This window comes from Flavobacterium johnsoniae, assembly GCF_030388325.1.
Taxonomy (GTDB): Bacteria; Bacteroidota; Bacteroidia; order Flavobacteriales; family Flavobacteriaceae; genus Flavobacterium; species Flavobacterium johnsoniae_C.
In genome coordinates this window covers 4,371,887-4,385,796 of the sequence record NZ_CP103794.1, presented here as the reverse complement: position 1 = coordinate 4,385,796, position 13,910 = coordinate 4,371,887, and the positions used below count along the sequence as shown (strand labels likewise).

General features: G+C 33.1%; 6 protein-coding genes. 5 read left to right on the top strand and 1 reads right to left on the bottom strand.

Features of this window, described 5'->3' with window-relative positions; all coding sequences use genetic code 11:
- The first annotated feature begins 128 nt into the window (after nt 1-128).
- The 4 genes from NYQ10_RS18570 to NYQ10_RS18555 all read left to right on the top strand — a co-directional run bounded on the left by NYQ10_RS18570 (nt 129) and on the right by NYQ10_RS18555 (nt 9,130).
- Entirely contained in the window at nt 129-3,098 is a 2,970-nt protein-coding gene (locus tag NYQ10_RS18570) for a SusC/RagA family TonB-linked outer membrane protein (RefSeq protein ID WP_289877717.1), read from the top strand.
- 14 nt (nt 3,099-3,112) lie between these two features.
- Nucleotides 3,113-4,855: a RagB/SusD family nutrient uptake outer membrane protein gene (locus NYQ10_RS18565; RefSeq protein ID WP_289877715.1), complete on the top strand. Its 1,743-nt coding sequence runs from the start codon at nt 3,113-3,115 to the stop codon at nt 4,853-4,855.
- A gap of 267 nt (nt 4,856-5,122) precedes the next feature.
- Entirely contained in the window at nt 5,123-6,916 is a 1,794-nt protein-coding gene (locus tag NYQ10_RS18560; protein ID WP_289877714.1) for an alkaline phosphatase, read from the top strand.
- 435 nt (nt 6,917-7,351) lie between these two features.
- Nucleotides 7,352-9,130, top strand: coding sequence for a mechanosensitive ion channel family protein (locus NYQ10_RS18555; protein ID WP_289877713.1), 1,779 nt, complete (start codon nt 7,352-7,354; stop codon nt 9,128-9,130).
- 219 nt (nt 9,131-9,349) lie between these two features.
- On the opposite strand, the gene NYQ10_RS18550 is transcribed toward NYQ10_RS18555, so the two are convergent.
- On the bottom strand, nt 9,350-10,750 hold the full coding sequence (locus tag NYQ10_RS18550; RefSeq protein WP_289877712.1) for an alkaline phosphatase: 1,401 nt from the start codon (nt 10,748-10,750) through the stop codon (nt 9,350-9,352).
- A 276-nt stretch (nt 10,751-11,026) separates the two neighbouring features.
- Between NYQ10_RS18550 and NYQ10_RS18545 the strand changes: the two genes are divergently transcribed.
- Complete coding sequence (locus NYQ10_RS18545) at nt 11,027-13,765, top strand: substrate-binding domain-containing protein (RefSeq protein ID WP_289877711.1); 2,739 nt, start codon at nt 11,027-11,029, stop codon at nt 13,763-13,765.
- Nucleotides 13,766-13,910: the final 145 nt, after the last annotated feature.

Here is a 13,910-nt window from a genome sequence, read left to right as displayed (position 1 = left end):
GCAATATTCCTCTTTTTTTGTGCTAATTCTGTCCTAATTTGAAATAAAAGTCCTCTTTTGAAAAACAAAAATCCTCCCTTTGGAGGAGTCGTTAAAATACTTTTGGCAAAACAAAAAAAGTAATTTAAATGAAAAAAATTTATGCATTATTAATTCTTGCTTTAGGATGTATGTCGTATTCCTATTCGCAGGTATCAGTATCAGGAGCAGTAGTTTCTGACGCAGAAAAAATACCCGTACCAGGTGTCTCTGTTTATGTAAAAGGAGAACCTAAAGGAGCTGTAACTACAGACTTTGACGGAAATTTTCAAATTAAAGCACAGATCAATCAAGGTGTTTTAGTTTTTTCTTACGTAGGATTTCAAACTAAAGAAGTTCCTTTTTCTGGAAATCAAAAATTAAATGTTTCTTTAGCTGAAGAAGTTAGTACATTAAATGAAGTTGTTGTTGTTGGATACGGTTCTCAAAAAAGATCGGACGTAACGGGAGCAATTGGTTCTGTAAAAAGTGAAAATTTTAATAAAGGAGTTGTTACCAATGCAGGACAATTGATTCAAGGTAAAGTTGCCGGAGTTAACGTTACTGCAGCAAGTGGTGAGCCTGGAGCGAATCAAGACATCATTATTCGTGGAGTTGGAAGTTTGCGTTCTGGAACAACACCTCTTTATGTAGTAGACGGTTTTGCTTTGGATAATAGTGGTAATGGAGTTGCTTCAAATCCTTTAAACTTTATCAATCCGCAAGATATTGAAAGTATTGACGTGCTTAAAGATGCATCTGCTTCCGCAATTTACGGTTCTAGAGCTGCAAATGGAGTAGTAGTAATTACAACTAAAAAAGGATCAAAAGGAAGAACTCAAATCAATCTTTCTATGACGACTGGTTTTTCTTCGTTAGCTAATAAAGTTGATGTTTTTAGTGCAGATGAATTTAGAAGAGGAGTTGTTGCGGTAAACGGAACTTTACAAGACGGTGGAGCAAATACAGATTGGCAAGATGAATTGACTAGAACTGGAGTTTCTCAAAACGTTAATTTAACGATGAGCGGAGGAACTGAGAAATCAACTTATTCTGCATCTCTTGGTATGGATAATCAAGAAGGTGTTTTAAGAAATAGTGATTTAAAACGTTATTCTGGACGTGTAAATTTAAGCCAAAAAGCATTAGATGATAAGTTTAACATTACTTTCAGTTTAACAGGAACTAAACTAGAAAATTCTAGACCAGACGCAAGAGGAGTTGTTGGAAATATGCTAACAATGAACCCAACAGATGCTGTTTATGTAAACGGTCAGCCAAATACTAATTTAAGTAATGATGTTTTAAATCCGCTAATTAGCGAGAGAATCTACTCTGATTTTACAAACAACAATCGTATTTTGGCAAATATCGCTCCATCATACGAATTCATCAAAGGATTAACGTATAAATTTAATCTTGGAGTTGATTATTCAATGTCAGAAAGAGATATTCAAGTTTTGCCTTATTCATCAGAAACGAATACAACTTTAGGTTCTTTGAATAATATTGTTTCTACAAATAATAACACTTTATACGAGAATACTTTAACGTATAATTTCAATATTAAAGATCATAGTTTTACGGTTTTAGCAGGTCAATCTTATCAGAAAATCCAATTAAACCAAAAAAGCTACAATTTATCTGGATTCCCTGATAATGGTGTAGAACCAAAAAATCAGATTGAAACAGCAAGTGAGCGTACGACACAATCTTCATCGGCAATCGAAAACGAATTGCAGTCTTTCTTCGGAAGATTAAACTATGGATATGATAATAAATATCTTGTAACAGCAACAATGCGTGCTGACGGTTCTTCTAAATTTGGTAAAAATAATAGATACGGATATTTTCCATCTGTTGCTTTAGGTTGGAATATTACAAAAGAAAACTTTTTACAAGATTCTGAAACGGTAAATAATCTAAAACTAAGAGCAAGCTGGGGAAAAACTGGTTCTCAAGAGATTCCTTCAAAAATTACAAAAGCAAGTTATACAGAAAGTAATACAGGAAACGATACTTATCCGTTAGATCCTTCTGCTACAGATTTAAGCGGATATCCTTATGGTTCAATCTACACGCGTTTGGCTAACCCGAATATTCAATGGGAAGTTTCTACACAAGCAAACATCGGTTTAGATTTTAGTTTATTCAATAATAGAATTTCTGGTACGCTAGATTATTTTAATAAAGTTTCGGATAATATTTTATTAGAAGTTGCGCCTACAGATCCAATTCAGCCAACATCAAAATATTGGACAAACATTCCAAACATGGAAATTAAAAACAGTGGTATTGAGGTTGCTTTAGATTACAGCAGTGATAAAAGCAAAGATTTCTCATACAGTATTGGTGGAAACATTTCTTTTACAAATAATAAAGTAGAAAATTCACCTTATAAAATCTTAACTACTGGTGGTGCTCAAGGTGGCGGACAATCTGGAGCAACTATTAATGGTGTTCTTAACGGACAGCCAATTGGTTCTTTCTACATGCTTAATTTTACTGGAATCGGTTCTAATGGTTTAAATCAATTTGCTGATACAAACGGAGACGGACAAATTTTAGATGATGACCGTATTGTGGCAGGAAGCGCTTTACCAGATTATATATATGCTTTTTACTTGAATTTAAAATACAAGAATTTCGATTTTGGAGCTAATTTCAACGGTGCTGGCGGAAACAAAATCTACAATCACGTGGCAATGTCTTCATTCAATAGAGGAAGTTTAGCAAATTCTTTCAATACGACAGATAGAGCTGTTCAATATTTGAACGAGGCTTCTACAAACTCTAACACAGTTTCTACAAGATATTTAGAAGATGGAAGTTTCTTAAGATTAAACAATGCTACTCTAGGATATAATTTAAACCCAAAATTAATCGGACTTACAGATGTAATGGATAACATTCGTCTTTCAATTACTGGACAAAACTTATTTGTAATTACAAAATACAGCGGTTACGATCCTGAGATTAACACTGGAACTTCAGTTGGCGATATTCAGTCTTTTGGAATTGATTATTTCAGTTACCCAAGAAGCAGAACTATTGTATTTGGCTTAAATGTAGCATTCTAATAAAAAAACAAAAAATGAAAAATAAAGTAATTATAGCTGCTCTTGGATTAGGTCTATTCTTGAACTGGAGCTGTACAGACTTAGAAGAAAAAGTACTGGACGAATCCTTAAACGGAGGCGGACAAGCAGACGCAATCAGCGGAGCAATTGCTCCTGCGTATGGACAATTAAAATCAACTTGGATACATACAAATAATTTTGGTTTACAATTAATTGCAAGTGACGAAGGTATTTTACCTTACCGTGGAGGAACAGATTGGTATGATGGAGGTAAATATTTAGCAGTACACGCGCACACCACTACACCAACAAACGATTTGGTTACGAGTACTTGGAATGAATTGACTAAAAATATTTCGAGAACTTTATCTGCTATTGAAGTTTTGACGCCGCTTGCAGAAGATGGAAATACAGAAGCAAAAGGAGCACTTTACGAAATGAAAGCGCTTAGAGCTTACTTGAATATGATGACATTAGATAGTTGGGGACTTGTATTCAAAAAAGAATCATCGGCTGCAACTTCTGAAATCCTTAGAGGTCAAGACGCTGTTACTTACATAGAAGAGGAACTTTTATCTGTTGCTGATGTAATTAATAAAGATAAAGGACCAGGAAGAATGACACAATCTGCCGTTTGGGGACTTCTAGCAAGATTAAACCTAAATGCGGCTGTATATCGTGATCCTTACGGAACGCCTTCATTTACGCCAGCAGATATGGATAAAGTAATCAAATACACAGATAATATTATTAACTCTGGAAAATTTACTTTGTCACCAGAATATTTTGACTTATTTGATGATGACAATAATTCTAACAAAGAAGTAATTTTTGCTTTAGATCAGCGTGGAGTTTTAAAAGACGAAAACAACCGTTGGGCATATTGGTCAATTCCTGGATCAATGTTTCCAAGACCTGAATCTATTAACGCAGACGGAACTGACGGACCAGCTATTACTTCAGATTTTTATCAAACTTGGGTTGATGCTTACGGATCTGTAGATCCTGCAAATGCCGATTCAAGATTTTATAAAAACAATGCAAAAGTACCAGATAACTTGAAAGATCTTACAGGTTTTTCTCCTCTAAATGATGAGAATCACTACTACTGTGTAAAAGCAGAAGAGTTTGAAATTGATAGAGGAATTATGAGAGGTATTCCATGGGCTGCAAGAAAAGATGCAAATGGAGCATTTTATAAATGTGATACAGGATATAGAATTTATCCAGTGAAACAAATCAAAGGAAATGGTCCTGATAAAAATGTTGGTTACGTTAACTTGACACTTAAAGTTGATTTTACAAAAGAAGGAAGTATGCACTATTCTGGTTACAGAGTTTCTAAATACCAATTTAGCCACACTTCTCCAGACGGAAATTACTACAGTAGCGTAGATATGGTTTTATTGAGATATGCTGAAATTTTCATGATGCGTGCTGAAGCTAAATTAAGAAAAGGAGATACAGCTGGTGCGTTGGCAGATATGAATACGGTTAGAACTTCGAGAACGGCTCGTGCTCCAATTCCGGCGGCGCTTCCAGCAATCAATTTAAATATTTTGTATAGAGAATATGGTTTTGAGTTTTACTGGGAAGGTTTAAGAAGAAATACTCAAATTCGTTTTAGCCATTTCGAAGATAAATGGACTGAAAAAACAGATACTGATGTAAACAAAAGATTGTTCCCAATTCCTCAAGTTGCAATTGACGGAGCATCTAATACACCAGGATATTTAGTTCAGAACAAAGGATATTAGTAAGTTGTTTTATTGTGTTAGTTTGAAAACTGCTATTGTTTAAGCAGTATTCTTATGCTTAGTTGTTAAAAACAGGGAGATTTTAGATCTTTTAAAATCCCCTGTTTTTTAATTTTTTTTCTTCAAAAAATCACGTTCGTCTAGTAAGTTTTCGTTTTCAAATCTGATTTGCCCTTCAGAATAAACGAATTATTTTTTTAGATCATTCACCTTTTTTGCCTCAAACCTACCTTTTTTTTTACCCAAATAGTCATTAATTTTTTCAAAATGAAAACATCAGTTTTGTTCATTAGTCTTTTCCTGTCCTTAATTGGCGCGGTAAACCGACTATTTTCTCAAGAACAGGTTAAAATACATTCTCATAACGATTATAATCAAACTATTCCGTTTTGGAATGCATATGCAAATGGAGCAAATTCTATAGAAGCAGACATTTTCCTAAAGGATAATAATTTATACGTTTCTCATGATCTGCAAGGGATTTCAGCTTCAAGAACTTTAGAAGATTTGTATTTGAAGCCTTTAGAAACGGCTTTAAAAATGAACTTCAAAAAAGAACAACAATTATTCTTGCTGATTGATATTAAAACCGAAGCAGTTTCAACGCTTACTAAATTAGTTTCTGTTTTAAATAAATACGAATCCATTACAAAAAACAAGAATATTAAAATTATTGTATCAGGAAATAGACCTGATTCCGAAACCTATGTAAAATATCCTGATTTTATTTCTTTTGATTTTCAAGAACTAGGAAAAAATATTTCAAAAGAAAATTGGACGAAAGTTGCGATGGTTAGTGTTGATTTTAAAAAATATTCTGTTTGGAACGGTTTAGGAAGATTGACGCATGAAGATTACAAAAAAGTAAGCGCGGTTATTTCTAAAGCAAAAGAAACCAACAAACCATTTCGTTTTTGGGCTGCTCCAGATACAAAAAGCGCGTGGAAAGCACTTTTAGAATTAGGAGTAGACATCATTAATACAGATTCGCCATACAATTGTGTTCAATATATTCAGGCTTTGCCAAAAAGATTAATTACGGCAAGTAATTCTTCAAAAGTCTATAAACCAACTTATAAAACAGATCAAAAAGAACTTCCTGTAAAAAATGTTATTCTTTTAATTGGAGATGGAAATGGTTTGTCGCAAATATCTTCTGCGGTTTTGGCGAATAACGGAGCTTTATCTGTAACACAATTAAAAAGCGTTGGTTTTATAAAAACACAATCTGCAGATGATTTTACAACAGATTCTGCCGCAGCAGGAACGGCTTTAGCAACAGGCCAGAAAACAAACAATAGAGCAATCGGAACAGATACTTTAAGAAAACCTATTGCCAATATCATGGAGGTTTTGCAAAAAAGAAAATATGCAACTGGTGTAATTACAACAGATGAAATCACTGGCGCAACTCCGGCTGCTTTTTACGCACATACAGAAGAAAGATCAAGTACAGAAATAATCGCCAATGATTTGTTGAAAAGCAAATTAAACTTGTTTGTTGGAGGCGGAGCAAATACTTTTAAAAATACAGCATTAAGTTCTAAATTCAAATTATTAAATTCAGTTAAAGAATTAGAAAATGTAAACAGCGATGCAGTTGGCGTTTTTATTTCTGATGGAAGAGTTCCGTCGGTTTTAGAAGGAAGAGGAGAATTATTAGCCGATGCAACAAAATACAGTTTGGAGTTTTTAGACAAAAAGAAAAAGCCTTTTTTCTTAATGGTCGAAGGCGCACAAATTGATAGTTTCGGACATGTTAACAATGTTGGCGGAATCGTTTCTGAGACAATTGATTTTGATACAGCAATTACGCAAGCTTTACAATTTGCAGATAAAAACGAAGGAACATTGGTAATTGTAACCGCAGACCATGAAACTTCTGGATTTGCAATTCCGCAGGGAAATGTGAAAAAACATAAAATCGAAGGTGATTTTATAACAAATGACCACACAGCGACAATGGTTCCTATTTTTTCTTACGGACCACATTCGCAAGATTTTCAAGGTGTTTACGAGAATAATGAAGTCTTTGCAAAAATACTTTCATTACTGAAATAAATCAAATTTAAAACAGCCCCCATCTGTTTATGAAGCCCGTTATTTGCTTAGGTAATGACGGGCTTCTAATTTAAGTTAATATCTGTTTTCAAGCAGCCCCAACGGGACGGAATATTTATAGAAATTCTATGATTAAGCACAAAAGAGCTCCAGCGGAGCGAAATATGAAGTTTAACAAAGTGTTTATTTCGCTCCGCTGAAGCTTTATATTGAGCAAATATTAATCTACTATAAATATTTAGCTTCTCCGAAGCTTTAAAAAAGTAAATTAGATCAAAACTAAATTCTGTTGCTATTTTATTAATTTAATAGAATTCAAAAATGATCATTTTTATGACAATTAAAAGAATAATAGCTCTTTTTGCTTGTCGAAGATTTTATTTCTCTATTAGATTTCTTATTTTTAGTAGTTTAATTACCAAAATAAACAAAGCCATGATTTTAGGTATTAAACGTTTTTCATCTTTTTTATTGCTGTTGCTGATTTTAAATTCAAATACAGTAGAAGCCCAGTTATTAGGTTCGGCAAAAACTACCGCAGAAGAACCAGCCAAAACTCCAGAAGATTCTCTTGGCAGAAGAACGCCTCAAGGAACAGTCAACGGATTTATTAAGGCAATTGGCGATCAAAACTACTTGCGTGCAAGTCAGTATTTGGTTTTGAGTAAACGTTCGTACCGTAAAACAGCAGAAAGAATCAGAATCGTAAAAACGTTTCAGCAGTTATTAGATCAAGGAGGAAATCTATCTCCATCTTCAATTATTAGCAATAAAGAAACGGGCAGAACAGATGATGATTTAGCGACCGGAGTTGACCATGTTGGAAATATTTCGACTAATAAAACCGCCATACAGCTTTATGTAGAAAATCAATCAGATGACAGCCAGCCCGCATTATGGCTTTTTTCTGCTGAAACGGTAGAATCTATTATGGACGCTGATTTAAAAGGAGAAAAAACTTTTTTAGACAGAGTTTTACCCAATGTTTTAATACAAAAAAAACTAGGAAATGTTCCAATCGGACATTGGCTGGTCGTTGTTATTATGACCGTTGCATCTTATTTGCTTTCAAGATTGCTAATTTTTGTACTTGTTTTTCTTCTTCAAAAAATATGGAAGAAAGCGGCAACCGAAAAAGGAGAAGCAGTAATAGAAGCATTTTCATTGCCTGTTCAAATGTATATGACGGTTCTTTTGTTTGTGGCATTTACCCAGCGAATGGGAATTTCTATCGTGGTGCGCCAGCGTTTTAGCATTATTATAATTACAATTAGTATTGTAGCCTTTTTAATTTTGCTTTGGAGATTGACCGATTTTGTAAGTATGTTTACACGTAGCAGAATGAACAGACGAGGACGTATTTCGGCTGTTTCTGCCATTTTATTTTTGAGCCGCACCACAAAAGTTGCCATTGTTTTTATTGGAATTATCGCCATACTCGGAATTATTGGAGTAGACGTTACGGCGGGATTGGCAGCACTTGGAATTGGAGGTATCGCATTAGCGTTGGGAGCACAAAAAACAATAGAAAATTTCGTAGGAAGTGTCAGTCTTATCGCAGATCAACCGTTGCGAGTAGGCGATTATTGCCGAGTTGATGATATAAAAGGAACAGTAGAATCTATCGGAATGCGTTCTACAATGCTTCGTACTTCTGCGCGAACCATTGTAACAATTCCAAACGGACAATTATCTGCCAGTAAAATAGAAAATTTTGCGCATCGTGACCGTTTTATCTTTAATCCGATTTTTAATTTTAGAATGGAAACTACTCCAGATCAAATGCGTTATTTGTTGGTAGAACTTCGATCTTTATTGTATGCACATCCTTCTGTGCTAAATTTAAATCCGATAGTGCGTTTTACGGGAATAACAAATGATGCTTTAAAAGTCGAAATTACAGCTTATATCGAATCTTCTACTTTTGAAATTTCGCAAGAAGTTCAAGAAGATCTTCTTTTAAGAATGATGGATATTATAGAAAAAAGCGGAACCTCTTTAGCGTATCCATCTCAAACACTTTATGTTGCGAGAAATACTCCTCCGTCAAGCGAAAAATCGGCTGAGGTTTCAGAAACCGTTAAAAAATGGAAAGAAAACAACGAATTACAAGTCCCTAAATTTGACCCGAAACGTGTAGAAGAATTAAAAAATAGTATCAAATATCCAGATGATGGAAGTTTTAATCCTGATGAAAATAATGCTATAGTTTAATATTATCCTGTTGAGTGAAATTAAGAAATACAATTTAACACATAGAAACATAGAATTTATTGTAAAAAAAAGAAATCAAAAGAAACAAGTTTCCACACATAGCTTACTATGTGCATTTAAATTAGTGAAACGCCTTTTTTTAAGCTTCAAAAAAACTATGTCTCTATGTGTTTAAAATGATTGTGCCCAATCGATTAATATTAATTTTATGGAATAAAATTAAACAGCCATTGCCGCTTCCAGCATTAAATAATGCATATCTGTATTTTTTACGAAAGGTTTTAAAAGTTCGCTTCCAGGACCAAAAGCTGCCAATTCTACATAATCTCCCGAATGATCCATACTGATCCATCCGACATTATTGTGTTTTTTCTGTATTTCGGAATAGGCTTTAAAAGGCAGTTTTTTATAATTATACAAACCATCTTCCAGTTTTTCTAAACCAGAATAAAAATCTAGTAAATGCTGCGCTTCTTGATCGCTCAAACTTATTTTGTTGGTTTTATAAATCCAATCTTTAATTTGCTGTAGATTAAAATCGCTATGAATCGAATTCAGAATATATTCATTTGTGTATTTATAATCAGCAATGCTATTGAACTTTTGTGTCGCTTCTGCACCATAAATAAGTCCCGGATTTGCATTTCCGTGATCTGTTGTAATAATAACTAGCGTTTCTTTATCACTTTCTGCAAAATCAATAGCCGTTTTTACCGCTTCGTCAAATGCCAATTGATCGTGAATTAAAGCCGCAATATCATTTGCATGCGCCGCCCAATCCACTTTTCCGCCTTCAATTAAAAGAACAAAACCATCTTTGTGATCTTTCATTTGATCAATTGCGGCTTTGCTCATTTCGGCAAGCGTTGGAGTGTGCTGTAATTCTGCAATATTAGCTCTATCAATTGAATACGGCAAAGCTCCAGTCGAAAATATACCAAGAGTTTTAGTATCTTTTTTTAAGTTTTCAAGTCCAGATTTATCTTTTAAAATTTGATAACCTTTTTCTTGATAGATTTTATAAACATCTTTTTTATCTTTTCTTTTTTCTGGATTGAAAAATTCATCTCCGCCGCCCATCAAAACGTCTAATCCTAATTGCGCATAAGTTTCTGCAATTTCGTTTTCTGCATTTCTACTGTCCGAGTTTACGCAAAATCCCGCTGGAGTTGCATGCGTGATTGTTACGGTTGTTACACAGCCCGCTTTTTTACCTGCATTTTTAAATTTCTGCCAAATCGGAAGGTATTTTTCTCCGTTTGGACCAACATTTAAAACACCATTTTTTACACGATATCCGCCTCCAAAAGAAGAACTGGCAGCCGCCGAATCTGTAACTGCTGAACTTGCCGAAGCCGTATCCATAAGCGCTCTGGAAACTTTATTTTGAGCATACAGATCCATCCAATTGCCATTTTTGTTCAATATGTTTTGAGAGTATAAGTTTGCCATTTGCAAAGTTCCCGTACTCATTCCGTCGCTAATAAGAAATATAATGTTTTTGGCTTTTTTATTTTTTTTTGAAATGGATTCCAAATCATTAGAAAAAATGACTGTAGGGCTCATCACTGCCAGTCCGCTTAATAAAGTTGAGCCTTTAAGAAATCTACGTCTATTCATTTTTACGAAGTTTAAATTTTAGGCAATTTAGTTTAAAAAATACAATTAATGAAACATTGTTGCGTTAATAAAACATCATTTTTTGTAAACAAGAATGTTTTTGAATTTTATTTAAGTTCAATTCTCTGTAAATGAAATAAAAGTTTAATTTTACTTTTTAATAATATCCTTTTAGTTTGTCGAACCAAATATAATTCCTTCCTAATTATAAAGACAAGCTGTTGGTTCAGAAGGCTATTTTCATAACTTATACTATTTACCAAACCTCATTACTTCATGTATCAATTTATAAAATATATTGTACTGTTTTTTGCAGTATCATTAAGTTTAGTTTCTTGCAAACAAAAACAGGGAGACAAAATTAAAGTTGGTTTTTCGCAGGCAATGACCACCGACGACTGGCGAAAACAAATGAACAGTTCTATTAAAATTGAAGCTTCGTTAAGACCAGAAGTAGATTTAACTATTAAAGACGCTAATAATAATGTTAACAGACAAATAGAAGATATAGAACGCTTTATTTCGAACAAAGTTGATGTAATAATTGTTTCTCCCATTCAATCTAAACCTTTAACGGCTGTTGTCGAAAAATCGATAAAAGCTGGAATTCCCGTTTTAGTTGTAGACAGAAAAATTGAAGGTGAAAATTACACCGCATATCTCGGCGCGGATAATATAGAAATTGGACGAATTGGAGCGCGTTATATTATTTCGCACAGCAAAGGTTCTGGTAAAATCGTAGAAATTACGGGCGCTAGCGGATCATCTCCAGCTTATGAAAGAACACTTGGTTTTAATCAAGTTATTAATGAAAATAAACGTTTTACAATTGTCAAAACTATTCAAGGCGATTGGGAGAAAGAATCTGTTAAAGCGCCTTTGAAAGCAGTTCTTCAGCAAAATCCTGATATCGAATATGTTTTTGCTCATAATGATAGAATGGCTTTAAGCGCTTGGGAAACAGCAAAAACGTTAGGACTTGAAAACAAAATTAAATTTATTGGTGTTGATGCTTTAAACAGTGTAAATGGCGGAATCGAATTGGTAAAAAGCGGTGTTCTCGATGGAACTATTTTGTATCCGACAGGAGGAAATGAAGCTTTAAAATTAGCATTGAAAATTTATAATAAAGAATCTGTTTCTAAAAATAATATTCTGAATACCATTGTAATAGATAATAATAATGCTGAAATTATCGAAAACCAAATGGATAAAGTCGATCAGCAGCAATTGATAATCGAATCGCAGCAAGGTGCCATAAGAGTGCAGGAAAGAGAATATGCTTCGCAGAATAATTTGGTTCGTTTATTAAGTTTCTTTTTAGTAATTATCTTAAGTTTAACGATTTACAGTATTTATTCTACGATTTCGATCTCTCGAAAGAAAAAGCAATTAGAGAGAATTAATCAAACGGTTATAGATCAAAATAGTGAAATTCAGGAAATGGCAGCAATTGCGTCTAAGAGCAATGAAGCAAAGCTGAGTTTTTTTACGGGACTTTCGCATGAATTTAAAACTCCCATAACTTTGATTATGAGTTATGTGGAATCTCTGATTGAAAACGAAAAAATAAAAGGAACTGCTCTGATTGATGAGGTTAAATTAATTCATAAAAACTCGAATCGTTTATTGAGACTTATAAATCAATTATTAGATTTTAGAAAAATTGAAGAACAGAAATTTACTTTAAGAGCTTCAAACGTAAAAATATACGATTTTACTAGTGAAGTTATGGCTAATTTTAGAGGAGAAGCAATCCGTAGAAATATCGATTTTCAATTAGTTAGCAAAAATAAAAATCTGGAACTTTTTATAGACAGCGGATTAATGGATAAAGTGTATTTCAATCTGTTATCCAACGCTTTTAAATTTACACCAGACAATGGTAAAATAACAATTTCGATTGTTGAATCTCCAGATAATTCGGTTAAAATTCACTTTAAAGATTCTGGAATTGGAATTCCCGAAAATGAGCAGTCTAATGTTTTTAATCCGTTTTTTAGAGCTTCAAACAACAATAAAAACAGTTCTGGAATTGGTTTGCATTTATCAAAAGAATTTGTGCTTTTGCATAAAGGAACTATCGAGTTAAAATCAAAACAAGGTAGCGAATTTGTCATTACTTTATGGAAAGGAAAAGAACATCTTAAGCCTGAAGAAATTATTCAAAAAGTTGAAAATCAAAATAATATACCGAGTTTAATAACCGATAATTTAGATTTAGAATCAGAATTGAAAGACTTAAATGCAATTTCAGATTCAGAAAAACATTCGCTTTTAATTATAGAAGATAATATTGATTTAGTCACATTTTTAAAAGCAAAATTATCTAACGAATATATTGTCAATATTTCAGACGGAAGTGATGCCGTAGAAAAAGCATTAGAAATTATTCCAGATATTATTATTTGCGATATAAATCTGGTAGATAAAGATGGTTACGAAATTACCAAAGAATTGAAAAAAGACCTTCGTTCGTCTCATATTCCGATTATTATTTTAACAGCTCAAAGCAATAAAGAATCTGTTTTAAAGGGATTGCAAAGCGGTGTAGATCAATATTTGACCAAACCTTTTAGTCTTTCGATTTTAAAACAATCCATTTTAAGTTTATTATTTAATCGCGAAAAACTACGTTATTATTACACCAACAATATTTATCGCGTAGAACCAGAATCTAAATTCGGAAACCAAGAACAGACATTCATTACCAAAATGAATAATATCATTATGAACAATGTCGAAAATCCGAAATTTTCTGTTGAAGAATTGGCAGAAAAATTAGGCGTTTCGAGAGTACAATTATACAGAAAAGTCAAAGCCATTATCGGAATTAATATCAGCGATCATATTAATAACCTCAAATTAGAAAAAGCAGCAGAACTTTTGAAGTCAAATGAAATGAATATTTCAGAGATTGCGTACTCACTTGGGTTCTCAACTCCAAACTATTTTTCGACAGCTTTTAAGAATAAATTCGGAATTTCTCCAAAAGAATACAAAGCATCCATTTAAAGCATTCTAAATCTGTTTCTTTTTAGGTAACATTTTTGAAACTTATGTAACAAAATTGAAACTACAAGGTTTTCGTAAATATTTTTAATGTTGTGTAAAACCTTGTAAATAAAGGTTTTGAGTTTAAAATATTAATGTGTTAATA